Annotated in this window: 12 protein-coding genes; 5 read left to right on the plus strand and 7 right to left on the minus strand. The window is 48.1% G+C overall.

Features of this window, described 5'->3' with window-relative positions:
- Positions 1-58: 58 nt before the first annotated feature.
- Together cysD and cobA are read right to left on the minus strand one after the other, a co-directional pair.
- Entirely contained in the window at positions 59-967 is a 909-nt protein-coding gene (gene cysD, locus B5P39_RS07275; RefSeq protein ID WP_011623816.1) for a sulfate adenylyltransferase subunit CysD, read from the minus strand.
- Between the two features lie 77 nt (positions 968-1,044).
- Positions 1,045-1,875, minus strand: a complete 831-nt coding sequence (gene cobA, locus B5P39_RS07280; RefSeq protein WP_088210986.1) for a uroporphyrinogen-III C-methyltransferase — start codon at positions 1,873-1,875, stop codon at positions 1,045-1,047.
- 430 nt (positions 1,876-2,305) lie between these two features.
- On the opposite strand from cobA, the gene B5P39_RS07285 reads away from it, so the two are divergent.
- Complete coding sequence (locus B5P39_RS07285; protein WP_088210987.1) at positions 2,306-3,190, plus strand: phospholipase A; 885 nt, start codon at positions 2,306-2,308, stop codon at positions 3,188-3,190.
- Positions 3,191-3,376: 186 nt separating this feature from the next.
- A complete protein-coding gene (locus B5P39_RS07290) occupies positions 3,377-4,924 on the plus strand; it encodes a S41 family peptidase (protein WP_088210988.1) in 1,548 nt (515 codons plus the stop codon).
- 53 nt (positions 4,925-4,977) lie between these two features.
- On the opposite strand, the gene B5P39_RS07295 is transcribed toward B5P39_RS07290, so the two are convergent.
- The 5 genes from B5P39_RS07295 to B5P39_RS07315 all read right to left on the minus strand — a co-directional run bounded on the left by B5P39_RS07295 (position 4,978) and on the right by B5P39_RS07315 (position 12,919).
- Positions 4,978-6,714, minus strand: coding sequence for a hypothetical protein (locus B5P39_RS07295; RefSeq protein ID WP_088210989.1), 1,737 nt, complete (start codon positions 6,712-6,714; stop codon positions 4,978-4,980).
- Between the two features lie 369 nt (positions 6,715-7,083).
- Positions 7,084-7,869, minus strand: a complete 786-nt coding sequence (gene mtgA, locus B5P39_RS07300) for a monofunctional biosynthetic peptidoglycan transglycosylase (RefSeq protein WP_088210990.1) — start codon at positions 7,867-7,869, stop codon at positions 7,084-7,086.
- A 676-nt stretch (positions 7,870-8,545) separates the two neighbouring features.
- Positions 8,546-9,343: a phosphoadenylyl-sulfate reductase gene (locus B5P39_RS07305; protein ID WP_011715997.1), complete on the minus strand. Its 798-nt coding sequence runs from the start codon at positions 9,341-9,343 to the stop codon at positions 8,546-8,548.
- Positions 9,336-11,033 carry an assimilatory sulfite reductase (NADPH) hemoprotein subunit gene (gene cysI / locus B5P39_RS07310; protein WP_088210991.1) on the minus strand — a complete coding sequence of 566 codons (1,698 nt, stop codon included), beginning with the start codon at positions 11,031-11,033 and terminating at the stop codon, positions 9,336-9,338. Before cysI ends, B5P39_RS07305 begins: the two co-directional genes overlap by 8 nt.
- A 74-nt stretch (positions 11,034-11,107) precedes the next feature.
- Complete coding sequence (locus B5P39_RS07315; RefSeq protein ID WP_088210992.1) at positions 11,108-12,919, minus strand: assimilatory sulfite reductase (NADPH) flavoprotein subunit; 1,812 nt, start codon at positions 12,917-12,919, stop codon at positions 11,108-11,110.
- A gap of 417 nt (positions 12,920-13,336) precedes the next feature.
- Here B5P39_RS07315 and B5P39_RS07320 point away from each other — a divergent pair, with 417 nt between their 5' ends.
- The 3 genes from B5P39_RS07320 (at position 13,337) to B5P39_RS07330 (ending at position 16,900) form a co-directional block, all read left to right on the plus strand.
- A complete protein-coding gene (locus tag B5P39_RS07320) occupies positions 13,337-14,863 on the plus strand; it encodes a Re/Si-specific NAD(P)(+) transhydrogenase subunit alpha (protein ID WP_088210993.1) in 1,527 nt (508 codons plus the stop codon).
- A gap of 11 nt (positions 14,864-14,874) precedes the next feature.
- Complete coding sequence (pntB, locus tag B5P39_RS07325) at positions 14,875-16,359, plus strand: Re/Si-specific NAD(P)(+) transhydrogenase subunit beta (RefSeq protein WP_011623826.1); 1,485 nt, start codon at positions 14,875-14,877, stop codon at positions 16,357-16,359.
- Between the two features lie 154 nt (positions 16,360-16,513).
- Positions 16,514-16,900: a hypothetical protein gene (locus B5P39_RS07330; protein WP_088210994.1), complete on the plus strand. Its 387-nt coding sequence runs from the start codon at positions 16,514-16,516 to the stop codon at positions 16,898-16,900.
- Position 16,901 lies beyond the last annotated feature (1 nt).

Genomic DNA, 16,901 nt, shown 5'->3' on the forward strand with positions numbered 1-16,901 from the left:
CGGGACATTCACGAAATCGGTTTAATCTGTCTCTAACCTGCGCTCGAAATGCCTTGGTTTAGAAATAACCTTGGCGTTTCTTCTGCTCCATCGATGCACTCTGATCCGAGTCAATCAATCGCCCTTGGCGTTCGCTCGAGCGAGTTAACAGCATTTCTTCGATGATTTTTTCGAGATTATCTGCCTGCGAATGCATCGCCGCCGTCAATGGATAACAACCTAAGGTTCTAAAACGCACCACTTCATGCTTGATGGTTTCGCCTTCCTCAAGTTTCATACGCTCATCGTCGGCCATAATCAGCTGACCGCCACGCTCAACCACAGGGCGCTCGGCGGCAAAATACAGAGGCACTAACTCAATGTTTTCTTGATAGATATATTGCCAAATATCGAGTTCGGTCCAGTTAGATAAAGGGAAGACACGAATACTTTCACCCTTGTTAACTGCGCCGTTATAGGTGCGCCACAGTTCGGGGCGCTGATTCTTGGGATCCCATCTATGGTGACGGTCGCGGAATGAATACACCCGCTCCTTCGCGCGGGACTTTTCCTCATCGCGGCGCGCACCACCGAATGCGGCATCGAAACCATATTGGTTTAAGGCTTGTTTTAAGCCTTGGGTTTTCATTATGTCAGTGTGCTTGGCACTGCCATGATCGAAGGGGTTAATCCCTTGGGCAACGCCTTCGGGGTTGGTGTGGGTTAATAATTCAAAGCCAAACTTTTTCGCCTGCGCATCACGAAAGGCGATCATCTCTTTGAATTTCCAGCCCGTATCCACGTGCAGCAAGGGGAATGGGATCTTGCCGGGATAAAAAGCTTTACGCGCAAGGTGTAACATCACCGAAGAATCTTTTCCGATGGAATACAACATTACTGGATTGTCGAATTCGGCAGCGACTTCACGAATGATCTGAATGCTTTCGGCTTCCAGTTGTTGTAAGTGGCTTAATTCACGCCCGGCCATACTCTTCTCCGTTTACCTAAAATGGGCTGCGACAGGCAGCTGGATTTAACTTAACTATCTCTAAAAACCTGATTTAACTAAACTTTTGCCAAAATCTTGGCGGCATCAGTGGTATCGAGTGCTGACTCGCCTTCACCCTTAGGTTGGAACCAGTTTAAGCTGTCAGCCAGCGCAACCACTTCGCCAATAACCATCAGGGCGGGCATTTGCAATTGCGGAACGGCCGCGAGCTGCTCGAGTGAATCTAATTGGCCAATAAAACGCTGCTGCGACTGAGTGGTCGCCTTAGAGACAATCGCCACTGGGGTTTGTGGGCTTCGGCCAGCATCGATTAATCCTTGACGAATAATGCCCGCATTTAAAATCCCCATATACACAACTAAGGTATTGTTTGGATTAGCGTAACCCTGCCAGTCCATTGGACGGCTTTCAAGCTGACAATGACCAGTGATAAAGGTCACCCCTTGAGCATAATCCCTGTGAGTCAATGGAATGCCCGCATAGGCCGAAGTGCCACTGGCGGCGGTAATGCCGGGAACCACTTCAAATTCGACGCCCGCTTCGACTAAAGTTTGTAACTCTTCACCACCTCGACCAAAAATAAAGGGATCGCCGCCCTTGAGGCGTACTACATTCTTACGGGTATAGGCTTTAGTCACCAGTAACTGATTAATTTCATCTTGCGCAGCACTATGCTTACCGGCACGTTTGCCGACGGCAATCTTCTCAGCATCCTTAGGGATCAAATCGAGGATATCTTGACTGACGAGCGCATCGTATAGCACAGCGTCGGCGGACTTAAGAATGCGCCAAGCCTTGAGGGTTAAGAGTTCAACGTCTCCAGGGCCTGCGCCAACCAGCCAGACTTTGCCCTTCGCCCTTTGGCCTGGTAAAGATAAAATTTCCATCACATTCCCCGATATGAGATCAATGTGTAGCAATATAGCCCTAGTTATATTCCTTAATAAATATAAAATCATTAATTGTTATATCAAAAAGAAATAACAACAGAACTTCGAATCCAGCCAATTAACTATAAGTGAGGGCGGCAAAAGTGCCATAGGCAGGAAAATCATTTAAATAAATGAAATGATTAGATAAAGTATGCTTTCAAGGCGAATATATCGGCAATCAAAACTTGCATCAGCTCACATAACCGCACTATGTTATTGCAAAAAATTCTACTTAGTTGCTTCTTTAGACCACGAAAATAGGCTCCATCTCGCCAGAACGGAATAAGACACATGGCAGGATTTCTCATAATAAATCCACAAACTAATGTTAAGCTGGGTAAACAACGAGAAAGCGTAAGGCAAACAGACACATCAAGGAGGGCCGATGTCCCTATTTTATAAAGGTATCGCATTAATTGGGCTGTTAACTTGTACTGGACTTCAAGCGGAAGAATCCCTCGTTAAAGGACGGGTACAGGACGAGCTAGCCACCTCAGAACGTCCATTCGTGATCACGCCGCATAAAGTGAATTACATTTTACCCGCCACTTACAACCCCGATCCCAATATGGCGCCCTTCGCCCAAGATGCGGCCGAAAACGACTACACCCTGGACGAAATGGAAGCTAAGTTCCAAATAAGCTTTAAGTTCCCTATTTGGTACAACGTCTTTGGCGACAATGGTCACCTGTTTTTTGCCTACACAAACCAATCCTACTGGCAGCTGTATAACAAGGATATTTCTTCTCCTTTCCGTGAGACTAACCACGAACCCGAAATCTTTATGCTGTTCAACAATGATTGGAAAATCGGCAGCGTGACTAACTCCTTCTGGGGCTTTGGCGCTGTGCATCAATCTAACGGTAAGTCAGGGTTATTATCCCGAAGCTGGAACCGTATCTATGGCACCATGATCTTCGATGCCGGCCCGCTGGCCTTTGCCACTAAGGTGTGGTGGCGTATTCCGGAGGACGAAAAAACCGATATCCATCAACCCCGTGGTGACGATAACCCCGATATTGATGAGTACATAGGTAAAGCCGAGTTTGTAGGGGTTTATGGCATTGATGACCATAGATTCACCCTCACCCTAAAAACTAACTTTAAAGATATTGATCGAGGATCGGCAGAATTTACGTGGAGCTACCCGATAATCGGTAATTTACGCCTTTATACTCAATATTTTAACGGCTATGGCGAGAGTCTTATCGACTACAACTACCATAACCAACGCATAGGTATCGGCCTATCACTCAACGATATTCTCTAACGAGCCAACCGTGACAGAGCACAAAAAACAGCCATAATTCTATGCTGACTTGCAAAAACTGCTGCTAAATTGCTCAAATGGATATGAGTAAAAGGTGCGCAAAGACGATTTTTATTGCCAAAATAGGCATTTACATCGATAGTCGCACACCTTTTTAGCCGTAAAAGTAAGTGGTCATGGAGGAATATGAATTTTAGCTATCGCACTGTCGTGACTTTACTGGGCGTGATCATTTTCGCGAGCCTTATCAGGCTCGCGTTTTTCGCTATTCCTGAAAAAGCACAGCCCACACTAACGACCAAAGATATTCGCCAAGATCTCTATATTCTGTTCGACCAAATTGAGCAACACTCGGCATTTTACGCCCTAGACCCACAAGCTAATGAGCAGCAGCTCAAACGACTGGCAGGATTAATCACAGAACAATATCAAGATGTTGTTCCAAAAGAGCGCTTCGCTGCTGAGCTCACTAAACTGCTGAATACCTTAAAGGACCCAGGGACACAGGTTGCGAAAGTCGAAAATAGCAGCGGTGAACTGCCCTTAACACTCAGGCCTGTCAACGAACAATGGCTCGCCTTGGACAACAAAAATAACCCCATCAGCGCCGATTTTCCCTTTATCACTCATATCGATGGCATCCCTTTAAGCAAATGGATTTCGGCCAGCCAAGCCTACTTATCAGAGCCAGCGAAAAACAGCCAAGAGATGCAGCTGATTTGGCTCAAGCGACTCAATTTATTGCGGGAGGACTTAGGCTTAAGTATCAAACCCCATGTGCTTATCAGCTTGATTAATGATGATTTGCAGACCACGCAAGTGACTATCGCCCTGCCGCAGCCATCGAAAACCATAGTTAAACCGATTGAGGATGAGACTGAACTGAGTTTTGAAAGCCTGATCACCCAACTCGATAATTTGGCTCCGACGGCGCCAATCAGGCCTGATTATTCATTGGAGCAGATCAATCCGGCGACAGCACGGCTCAAGATTGATGACCTCTATGCCTTTGAACTCGATAAGAGGCAACAAGACGCCCTACGCCAAGGCATGGAGCAACCATTGTTGATTGTCGATTTAAGGCAAGCGAGGGGCTTTAGCCCTAAATTATTGACCATGTTGTCGCGTTATCAAGATGTCCCTCAAAATGCGACGCCCTATACCTCAGCCATGACAGAAATTATGGGTTTTGCCCATTATCGCCGCTCGCCAGAACTGAGGAATGATTATTTAAGGCCCCTAAATTTTAGGCCGCTCGAGGCACTGGAACTCAGCTCGCCTCGGCTTAAGGTACTAACGAGGCGCCTGCCAAGCATAGATGAAAGTCGATTTAGCCCTTGGTTTGTCCGCACAAAACCTGAAGTTGTAGCCGAAGGCAATAATCGTCTTGCATTGCTAGTAAGCCCTTTATGTAAACAGGAATGCGAGTGGATAGCCTACCGCACAAAAGCTTGGTCGAGAGTGAATCTGATTGGGGAGAAAACCTCGGGGGATTTTGCCAGACAATATCAACTCACCTTACCTAACAGTGATTTAGATGTTCGTTTTAGCAGCTCACTCACCTATGACGCCGCAGGCGAGCTGCTTTCAGGAAAAGGCACAGAGCCGGATATTTGGCTGCCACAGAACAGCGATATTGAATGGCAAGGATTAGTCAGTTTAGTGCGTGCCGCGAAACCGAAATCCATAGACACGCCCCTCGGTTCTCAACCTAAGTTAGCGCAAGCCAATTAACAAAAAAGCCAGCAATCAGCTGGCTTTTCGATTAACACTCTAAGGTATCAAGCTTACTTCTTCTCGCTCGCTTTTGAGTTCATCACAGAACCAAACACTATGCCTTGTTTGTTCACATCGAAGCTCATTTGCACGCGCATATTGTAATCTTTCAGCATTTGCAGCTCTTCAGGAATCGGCTCGCCAGTCAGTTCTAACAGGGTCAGTACTGGGGTAAACATCTTACCGTAATCAGCCGACATGCTGTAAAGCCCATTGGCCGATGGCTTCTCGCCAGCCAGTTTATTGGCTAACGCTAAGCCTTTATCGCCAGAGTAAACCACTAAGTGTTGTCCTTTAATCGCCAGCATCGGCTTGATGTTCATCTCAGGCGGCAACATTAACAGTGGTGATAAATCGGTAGGCTCGCCATTATCAGCAACTTGCAGTTCAGCCAGCATTGGAGCAAAAGGTTTCACCATATTGAACAGCATTGAAGGATTATCAGCCGTTAAGCTCACTAAGGCATCTAAGCTTTCAAGCTTAGGCTCTTGGTCTTTTGTGCTCATCTTATAATCGAGCAATGACAGGCTCACACCTTTAACCCCATTAGCCATGCCAGTAAACATACCTAACATAGCTGGGCTCTGTTGGCTTAACTCTGCTTGCAACTCGGCAAGCGGCGCGCAGGTTAACTGCGGCTTTTGCAGGTCATCCCAAATCGCCGTCAGAGAAGGCGCAACTTCATTAACGTCAATCCCCAGCCCCATAGAGAAGATAGTGCTGTTAATATCGGCTAAGTGGGTTGGAATGTAGCCGCGCATTTTTTGCAATGCGGTTAAGATTGCCTGGTTTTTGCTTTCAACCACAAAAGAGGCAGCCATATGGCTTTCTTTTTCGGTCGAGCTAAATGCGGTTAACCCAGCAACAGTACGAGGCCAGTTAGCAGCAATGGCGGTTAGCTCAGTTTTACATTCAGGGGTACGGATCTCTGCAAAAGGATCTTCACCTTGGCTTTCTTCTGCCATGAACTGAGTGAGCTGTTTGCCTAGCATATTGCCATCGGGAGAGGTAATCGCTTTAACAATCTCAACATGGTTGATAAAGCTGATGCTATCTTCCATAAAACCATGGGTTTTGATGATGTCTTTCAGCATGCCTGAAGCGGCTAAGGATTGAGTCGGTTTCTTTAATCCAAAGGCCATTTCTAAGATTTCGGGCTCAATCGTTGTGGCAGACAAGGTCACAGTTAAGATGCCATCTTTATGGGCAAATAACAGGTCAACCTTCTCGGTAGAACCTTCTTCGGCAAGTGAATAAGCGCGATAATCAACGCCCGCTAAAGTGCGCTTTTCATGGGTGAAGCCGCTGTCTTTCTCGGCTTTATCCAAGACGGCCCAAAATGCATCGATTTGATCCACATTGGTTTTAAGAACAGGGATCACACCTAAGGTATAGAAAAAAGGCTCGACTTCATTTGGCAAACCAAAGGTCTTAAGCAATTGGGTTGGATTTTTTATCCCATCCATATACTGCGTATAGATGCTGACAAAAAACTTGGCCATAGGGCTATCTAATTCGCCTAATTCGGCCAACGAATCTGTTGAATATTGCTGGTAATTGCCAGAAATAGATTGCAGGTAGTTTTTCAGTGGGAAAGGTTTTAACTGACCTGAAAATACTGGGGTGTCGGCAGGGATATAATCAAGCAAAGGATTGGCCGAAGCACTCGAGCTAGTTCCATGCTGAGTGTACCAATAAGCACCTGCTCCCGCTGCAATAATTGCCGCAGCAATAACAATCTTCTTCATCTAAAACTCCATTTAATAACCGTCAAAGTGACAAAAATAATACCGAAAGCACTCACCTCCGGTATTTAAATACTGACCTGTTGTCATTCCTTTTTACACGCGTCATGGCAAACCAATATCCGACACAAGCTAAAAATTAGCGAGGGGGAATAGCCAAAGGACTGAGTGTATTTGAAGGGGAAATTCGTGCGCTAATTTACCATTAATTAACTAAGGATGCGAATCAAGCTGCGCGATTAAGTCAAATTCGCTTGGCAAACTAAATGAAATTTACATTCAGAGCCTAATTCATCTTGAGGATAAAGTTCATATTAACGATAAAGCGCATGACATATTAATTAAGACTAAGGTTATCGCCTTATTTACCCATTAATCGGCATTATGAACACGGTTAAGTGTCACTTCCCCTAACTGGCGCATTTGCTTACGGATCCAAGCGGAGCGCTGCTCAACATAGGGTGAAGGCGATGAGACTTTATAACGCCAAGGATTAGGCAAGACCGCCGCTAATAATGACGCCTCATAACGAGTTAATTTGGCGGCACTCTTACCAAAATAATGTTTCGATGCCGCTTCGGCGCCATATATTCCGGGGCCAAATTCGACGATATTCAGATACACTTCGAGTATGCGCGACTTATCCCAAATCAATTCCATCAACAGGGTAAACCAGGCCTCAATTCCCTTGCGGATAAAACTGCGGCTTGACCACATAAACAGGTTTTTCGCCGCTTGCTGACTTAAGGTACTCGCACCGCGAACCTTGTTGCCCTTTTGGTTGTATTCGATGGCCGAACTTATCGCGGCTATATCAAACCCCGTGTGGCTGGCAAACTTTTGATCCTCTGCGGCAATCACGGCTAATTGCAACTCAGGGGAGATTTGCTCGAGTGAGCGCCATTGATGCCTAACCTCAGTAATCGGCGCGGGCGGGAACATTGCCCGCTCAATCCGCCAAGTCCACATCGGCGGATCAATAAAACGCAGTAGCACCACGCTTAAAATTGAGGCGAGTAATAAACCTAAGATGAGTTTAACGAGCCAAGCGACTAGTCGCTTAAGGCCGCGTGCTTTGGGCTTGGGCGCTGGGCGATTAGATTTATTCCCTTGAGGACGATGAACATGATCGCGCATGGCATACATAGGGGCGGTCATCCAGTAATCCTCATCAATAATTCCATCAAAGGGGCCATATGCGGCGGCATTAGCCACTCAGCATAAAATAGCACAGTGTAAGTTGATGATAATATTGTCATAAACAGCGCCAAAAACCGAGCTGAATTGATGAATTAACGAAATAAACGATGTTAACTATGTTGACTCAACCTCGGCAGCTTTGACCACAGCTGACCGAGGTGAAATGGGCAGATTAACGAGGGCTAGCAAGTCAATCAAACTGCTTGATACTCGCGGCGGCGAGCAAGGTCTTTTGGAAGTGCGACTGTTTTCCGTCTCGTTATATCGTTACACAGCAAACTAAGCCCATAAATAACGATATTCAACAACTTAACTTGGCAAAATACCGACTAGGGCATATCTGCGCAGTAAACTCCCTCAAAACCATCTACGGGAACTTTGTAATATAGCTCAGAACATTCTAATGTGCATAACTCTGTGAGTAAAAATGTACAAAAATTTTATTCTCGGTGAATAAGCACAATCTAACTCTATGAAAACAAAATTTATCTGACTTTAATGACGGCAGAATGACACTCAAAATACTTTAACGGCCAAACCGCTGCAAAATTAAGCAAAACATTCTTTTGGCGACATGAAATAAAAAATGCCACAGGGAATACTGTGGCATTTATCTATTAAATCAGATAGATGGTTATATTTCGTAATGCAAACCGCATTCGCGTTTTAAGCCATTAAAGCGGGTTTCTTCTTCAGTCATCCCTAATTCTAAGGGTTTACTCGAGTGGGTATCCCCAACAGAAACATAACCTTGATCCCATAGAGGATGGTAAGGCAAGTCAAATTGCGTCAGATACAGGTGCACATCTTTGTTCGACCACTCGATAATCGGCAGCAGCTTAAAGCGAGTTCCGTGGATAGCCAATATCGGTAACTCTTCGCGAGTGCTCGACTGACTGCGGCGCAGTCCCGCAAACCAAGTACCGACTTCAAGTTCCGCCAAAGCACGTTGCATCGGCTCCACTTTATTCAGTCGATTGTAACGCTCGAGCCCATCTAAGCCCTGCTCCCACAACTTGCCGAAACGTGCCTCCTGCCATGCAGAGGTCATTGGCGCTTGGTAAACCTTGAGGTTTAAGGATAAACGCTCGGTAAGCTGGTCAATAAACTGATATGTCTCAGGAAAGAGATAGCCAGTATCCGTTAAGATCACCGGAATATCCGATTGCACCTGACTCACCATATGCAGCATCACCGCCGCTTGGATCCCAAAACTGGATGACAGCGCGTGATTACCCGGCAGATAGGCTAAGCCCCAGAGCACTCGCTCTTGAGCCGTCAAGCCGGCCAAAAAGCGATTAATGCGCTCCAGTTCAGCTTGCTGCACATCCTTAGGTGCCGTTAGCAGCGCTTTAAGTTCGCTGTGACTTACCACGCTCTGCAACGCGTTCGGCAAGCCAGAACCCGTTACCCCAGAATCAAGATCAGCCATGGAAATCCTTAGCGGCATCTATTACCGCCTTCACTACGCCCGTGCGGACGGTGAAGTTACCAAAGGTTTCGCCTGCATTACGCTCAACCGCGTAGCGGGCAAATAATGCATCCAATTCAGCAAGGATCTCAGCCTCTTGGATATTCTCTCTGTACATCTTATTCAGACGAGTGCCTTCGAAGTTAGCCCCGAGATACAGGTTGTAGCGACCCGGCGCCTTACCCACTAAGCCGATTTCGGCGGCAAATGGGCGGGCGCAACCGTTTGGACAGCCCGTCATACGCACCACAATGGCTTGTTCGCTAATGCCATTTTTAGCCTGAAGCGCATCGATATGGTCGATAAACTCAGGGAAATAACGCTCAGCTTCCGCCATCGCCAATGGACAGGTTGGCAAGGCCACACAGGCAATCGAATGACCGCGGGTTTGGGTCAGCACTTGGCCGAGTAAACCGTGTTTACGGGCAAGGCCTTCGATGGTCGCTTTATCCTCGGGAGCCACACCAGCAATAATCATATTCTGGTTAGACGTCATGCGGAAATCGCCCTTGTGGATCTTCGCGATTTCACGCATGCCGGTTTGTAAACTCTTACCGGGCACGTCTTTGATGCGGCCACTTTCGATAAACAGAGTTAAATGCCACTTACCATCGACACCTTCAACCCAGCCGTAACGATCGCCGCGATCGCCAATCACCACATCGCGCTTGGGCTCCAACTTGACGCCAGCACGGGCTTCCACTTCGGCCTTAAACTTCTCATAACCATGGTCGACGATAGTGTACTTAAGGCGCGAACGCTTACGATTGGTACGATTACCCCAGTCACGCTGCACTGTCATCACAGCTTCGGCAAACTTCATCACATCTTCAGTTTTGATAAAACCAAAGTCATCGGCCAAGCGCGGGAAGGTTTCGACCTCACCGTGGGTCGAGCCCATGCCGCCACCTGCTGTCAGGTTAAAACCGACTAATTCGCCGTTTTCTGCCACCGCAATAAAGCCTAAGTCGTTGGTATAGACGTCAACATCGTTATCCGGTGGTACGGCAACAGCCATCTTAAACTTACGTGGCAAGTAGGTTTTGCCATACACAGGTTCAACGGTTTCGTCTTCTGTGGTCAGTAACTTCTCTTCATCTAACCAAATCTCGGCGTAGGCACGAGTGTGAGGCAGCAGGTGATCAGACAGTTTTTTCGCGACTTCATAGGCCTGCGCATGCAGCTTAGATTCCACCGGATTCGGGTTACACATCACGTTGCGGTTAACGTCACCACAGGCGGCGATAGAATCGAGCGCCTCACGGTCCAAGCCTTGAATAATGGTCTTAAGGTTACGCTTTGGAATGCCGTGGTATTGGAACGTCTGGCGCGTCGTTAAACGAATACTGTTAGAGCTGGTGAGCGTCGAGGCAATTTCATCCACGCCTAGCCATTGCTTAGGTGTACACACACCGCCTGGCACGCGAGCACGTAACATAAAGCTATATAAAGGCTCGAGTTTTTGCTCTTTACGTTCGTTACGTAAATCGCGGTCATCCTGCTGATAGAAGCCGTGGAATTTGATCAATTGCTGATCGCCGTCGCTAAAACTGCCTGTCACCGAGGAGTCTAATCCCTCTTTAATGGTACCACGCAGATAATCACTGTCGGTCTTTAGGTATTCGTTTAATGCTAACTTTTGCTCACTCATGGCAACTGCCTCTTAAAATTCGTTCGGCGGCAGTATCTCAGTGGATACTGCTCTCTATCTTTGGGATCGATTAATTAGTACACGTCTTTTTGGTAACGTTTATGACTGCGCAGAGTCTCGAAATATTCTTCCGCCGCCTCGCTCGACAGTCCGCCAAACTCCACCGCAACCGCTAATAGGGCTTGATGTACGTCTTTAGCCATACGCTCGGCATCACCACAAATATAAAGATGCGCGCCATTTTGCAGCCATTGCCACAGGGTTTGTCCCTGCTCTTTAATGCGGTGCTGCACGTAAATCTTATGGGCCTGATCCCGCGAAAATGCCACATCGATACGGGTTAAATCGCCGTTTTTCAGATACTGTTGCCACTCGGTTTGATACAGGAAGTCCTGCTCAAAGTGAGGATTACCGAAGAATAACCAGCTATCGCCCTCAGCGCCTTGCGCCACGCGCTCCTGCATAAAGGCGCGAAACGGCGCAACACCAGTGCCTGGGCCAATCATGATGACAGGCGTTTGTGGATCTTCAGGTAAACGGAAATGCTTGTTCGGTTCAACATACACTTTTACTTCGGCGCCTTCCTCTGCCGAGGCTAAGAAATGCGATGCGCCGCCAAAACGGGCTTGCCCTTGGTGCTCATCCTCCACCAAGGCCACTGTCAGATGCACTTCGGTATCGACTTCACTCTGGCTCGAAGCGATGGAGTAGAGTCTTGGCGTTAATGGGCGTAATAGCTCCACTAACTTGTTTGCATCCAGATTAGCATCGGCTTTGAGCTGATAGTTCGCCACTAAGTCTGCAAATTGATGATGTAAGATAAACTGGCGAACCTGTTCTTTATCTTCGCTAATAGCAAGCAGCTCAGGGCTTGCGGACAACTCGGCCCAGGCTTTGACTAAACCGGGATATAACTGTGTCAGCTCTTTCTTCTCGATTAAGGCTTGTTTGAGGCTGATTGACTCATTACCGACGGTCACAGTGGTATCGGCCGCTAACCCTAAGCCCGCTAAAATCTCATCGACCAAAGTTTCATTGTTGCTAAACCACACCCCAAGGGCATCACCCACTTCGTAGCGTAAGCCTGACTCGCCTAAATCGATTTCAACGTGGCGTACGTCTCGGTCTGAACCGCGTCCGGTGATCTTCTGGCTCACCAACACCTCAGCACTGTAAGGGTTTTGCTTCGTAAATTCGCTTTCGCTGGCAACTTGTGCCGAGCCGGTATCATTGAGCGCCACCACGTTAGCCGTGGTTTGAATGAGTGGCTTCACGGCGGTGAGCACATCGGCGTGCCACTGTCCGGCCGCAGCCTCATAGTCCACATCACACTCAACCAGAGGCAGCAACGCTTTGGCGCCTAATGCCGACAGACGGGCATCGAAGTCTTTACCGGTTTGGCAGAAAAACTCATAGCTCGAATCGCCCAGTGCCAACACTGAGTAATGTAAGTTGTTCAATTGAGGAGCACGTTTCGATGCTAAAAACTTATGTAATTCAATCGCATCATCCGGCGCTTCACCTTCACCATGGGTACTGACCACCAGCAATAGCAAGGTTTCTTGCTTGAGCTGGCGCACATTGTATTCCCCCATAGAGGCTAAATTCACGCCATAGCCCTGTGCTTTTGCTTTTTCGGCCAAAGCTTTGGCAACGCCACGGCCATTACCAGTTTGGCTGCCATAGAGAATGGTCACTGTCTGCGCCGCCTGTGCGTCGGACACGGGCGCGAGCTGGGCCTGATTGCCCGCATTGGCCGTTGCGGCTAAATAACCGCTCACCCAAGCAAGTTGCACCGCGTTTAATTCAGCGGTGAGTTGTTTCAGCTTTTCGACCTGCGGTTGCGACAGGGGTGAAGCCAGTGATGAAAGTTCTTTTAACAACATGAGACGGCCCTATGACAGTGTAATGTCCAGCAGATTAACGTGGTTTTAGAAAAGCAAAAAAGAATAATATTTGATTTTTAATTCCATTTTGGAATATACAAAGTGCAAAATTTAAGCTACAAAAGTGTGCACTGGTTAAAAGTTTTTGATACGACCAGTTCAGAAACGACCAGCTTGAGCAATATGCGCTTGTGTCAAACCAAAGTATTGCCACAATGGTGACGAGCCTGCTGTACAGTGACCTCTGTTGCTCGCAAAGAAGTTTGTTTTCAAGCACAAATTTCATACCAAGATTGAATGCGCTAACTGCCACAACTGAATAAACGAGTTCATTCTTATCGCGGCCTAGCCCTACCTAGGTTTAGCTCAGGGGAAGCACTCAGGCGGAACGATTATATAAACCACCAGGGAGTAATCATGCAGATTGGAATACCGAGAGAGAGTCTCGCCGGTGAGACTCGGGTCGCCGCGACCCCTGCCACCGTCGAACAACTTAAAAAGCTCGGCTTTGAAGTTGTTGTTGAGGCCAATGCTGGCTTACTGTCTAGCTTTGACGATGCCGCTTTTGAAGCCGCAGGGGCGAAGATCACGGCAGAGGTTTGGCAAGCGGATCTGATTTTTAAAGTCAATGCACCGACCGATGCTGAAATTGCGCAAATTAAAGAAGGCGCGACCTTAATCAGCTTTATCTGGCCCGCTCAAAATGCTGAGCTGGTCGAGAAACTGTCTAAACGCAACATCAATGTGATGGCGATGGACATGGTGCCACGTATTTCCCGTGCCCAATCCCTCGATGCTCTCTCTTCTATGGCCAATATCGGCGGTTATCGCGCCGTTGTTGAAGCCGCGCACCACTTTGGCCGTTTCTTTACCGGACAAATTACCGCCGCGGGCAAAGTTCCTCCGGCAAAAGTGTTGGTGATTGGTGCCGGTGTGGCGGGTCTTGCCGCCATTGGTACCGCAGGTTCGTTAGGTGCTATCGTTCGAGCCTTCGACACACGTTTAGAAGTGGCCGAACAAATTGAATCTATGGGTGGCCAGTTCCTCAAGCTAGACTTCACCAATGAAGATGGCAGCTCATCGGACGGTTACGCTAAAACCATGTCGGACGAGTTTATCGCCGCCGAAATGGCACTGTTTGCCGAGCAAGCTAAAGAAGTCGATATCATCATTACCACAGCGCTGATCCCAGGCCGTCCGGCACCTAAGCTCATTACTAAGGCTATGGTCGACAGCATGAAACCCGGCTCTGTGATTGTCGATATGGCCGCGCAAGCGGGCGGTAACTGTGAATACACTCAGCCAAGCGAGCTGTTTGTAACCGAGAATGGCGTTAAAGTCATCGGCTTTACCGATCTTCCCGGCCGCCTGCCCGCGCAGTCTTCACAGCTTTACGGCACTAACTTAGTCAACCTGATGAAGTTAATGTGTAAAGAGAAAGATGGCGTCGCCAGCATCAACTTCGATGATGTGGTGATGCGCAATATGACAGTGGTCAAAGCTGGCGAAGTGACCTTCCCGCCACCAGCGATTTCGGTGTCGGCAGCGCCCGCCAAACCTGCGGCTAAGGTTGAAGCCAAAGCTGCTGAGGCCAAAAAGCCATCCAAGCTTAAGTATATTCTCGCCGCCCTTGGTGCTGCGGGTTTTGCTGCGGTTGCCTCGGTTGCTCCGGCCGAGTTCTTATCCCACTTTACGGTTTTTGTCCTGTCCTGCGTGGTGGGCTATTACGTGGTGTGGAACGTATCCCACTCACTACATACGCCTTTAATGTCAGTGACTAACGCAATTTCGGGCATTATCGTGGTCGGCGCCTTGCTGCAAATTGGACAAGGTTCAACCTTGGTCACTGTGCTGGCGTTTATCGCCGTGCTGATCGCCAGTATTAACATCTTCGGTGGCTTCACCGTCACTCAGCGCATGCTGAAGATGTTCCGTAAAGATTAAGGGGGTATAACGTGTCTCAAGGACTGGTAACAGCAGCTTACATTATTGCCGCCGTGCTCTTTATCTTCAGTCTCGCAGGATTGTCGAAGCAAGAAACGGCCAAACACGGCAATTTATTTGGTATCACAGGTATGGCCATCGCCCTACTGGCGACCATTTTTAATCCTGACACCAGCGGTGTCGCCTGGATTATTGTCGCCATGGTGATTGGTGGTGCCATCGGCGTGCGTTTAGCACTTAAAGTCGAAATGACGGAAATGCCCGAACTGGTCGCAGTACTCCACAGCTTTGTGGGTATGGCGGCGGTATTAGTGGGCTTTAACAGCTTTATCGACCTACACCCAGAGCAAGTATCACAAGTAGTTGTGGCCGTTGGCGGAGATATCAACTCCACCTTAGCCGCAGTGCAGGATGCGCTAAGCGAAGCGGCCAAAGCCGCCGAGAAAGCCCATTTAACTGGCGCTATGCTCAACATTCACTTAGTGGAAGTGTTCCTCGGGATCTTTATCGGTGCGGTGACCTTCACGGGTTCTATCGTGGCCTTCGGTAAGTTACGCGGATTAATTTCCTCAAAACCTTTGATGTTACCACATCGCCATAAACTGAACCTCGCAGCGGTATTGGTATCATTGGCGCTATTGGTTTATTTCGTACAAACGGGTGGCACTATGCCAGCCCTACTGTTGATGACACTTATCGCCTTCGCCTTTGGCTGGCATTTAGTGGCTTCAATCGGCGGTGCGGATATGCCAGTAGTGGTCTCTATGCTGAACTCCTACTCAGGTTGGGCAGCGGCGGCAGCGGGCTTTATGCTGTCAAACGATCTGCTGATCGTGACAGGTGCGCTCGTGGGCTCATCGGGTGCGATTCTGTCTTACATCATGTGTAAGGCGATGAACCGCTCGTTTATCTCGGTTATCGCAGGTGGATTTGGCACCGATGGTGTGGCCTCATCTGGCGATGAAGAAATGGGCGAATACCGCGAAACCAACGCTGAAGATGTGGCTGACATGCTGAAAAACGCGACTTCTGTCATCATCACCCCAGGCTATGGCATGGCAGTGGCGCAGGCGCAATATCCTGTGGCTGAAATCACTCAAAAACTGCGTGATCGCGGCGTGAAGGTACGCTTTGGTATTCATCCTGTAGCGGGTCGCTTACCTGGCCATATGAACGTACTCTTGGCAGAAGCCAAAGTGCCCTACGATATCGTGCTCGAAATGGACGAAATCAACGAGGACTTTAGCGATACCGACGTAGTACTCGTCATTGGTGCCAACGATACGGTGAACCCTGCGGCGATGGAAGATCCGGGCAGCCCAATTGCGGGCATGCCAGTGCTCGAAGTGTGGAAAGCGCAAAACGTGATTGGCTTTAAACGCTCGATGAACACGGGTTATGCGGGTGTACAAAACCCACTGTTCTTTAAAGACAATACCCAAATGCTATTCGGCGATGCCAAGGCTAGCGTTGAGGCGATTTTAAAAGCGCTGTAATGCTTACTTTTGCTTATTAATCTTAAAGGGAGCCACTTGGCTCCCTTTATCTTTTCCCCTGTTTAGGAATGTATTTTCACACGTTTTTAAGCCAGCTCAGCTAGTCTCTGCGCAACTTGCTTGTGGTCGCCCCATCCATTGAAAGGATAGCTTGATGCTGCTTGGATTATTTATGCTGTCGGCAATTTTGATTAAAACCTCGCTGCTAGGGCTCGGCTGGATATCGATTGGCATTGGCCTCGGTGGTTATCTGTTTTGCCGCTATTACCGCATCAATCTCGCCACTCGTTTAGTGCAAAAGTTTAAGCGCCTTTTCATCACAGGGGCGATATTGCACTTGTTCTTGTACCTTGGGCTTATCGTTAAACTCTTCCTTATTGATAGCATTGAGGATATTCCGGCCTTCTTTATCAGCCATTTGATGTTCCATCATGCGCTTTGCGCCCTGATCGCCGCGGCACTGACCTTTATGACAATCGGCATTTATCTTACCCAACAAAAGTTAAAACAAGCGCAGCTGCCGCCATTACAGCTTAACTAAC

It is taken from the genome of Shewanella sp. Shew256, assembly GCF_002196695.1.
GTDB classification, from domain to species: Bacteria; Pseudomonadota; Gammaproteobacteria; order Enterobacterales; family Shewanellaceae; genus Shewanella; species Shewanella mangrovisoli.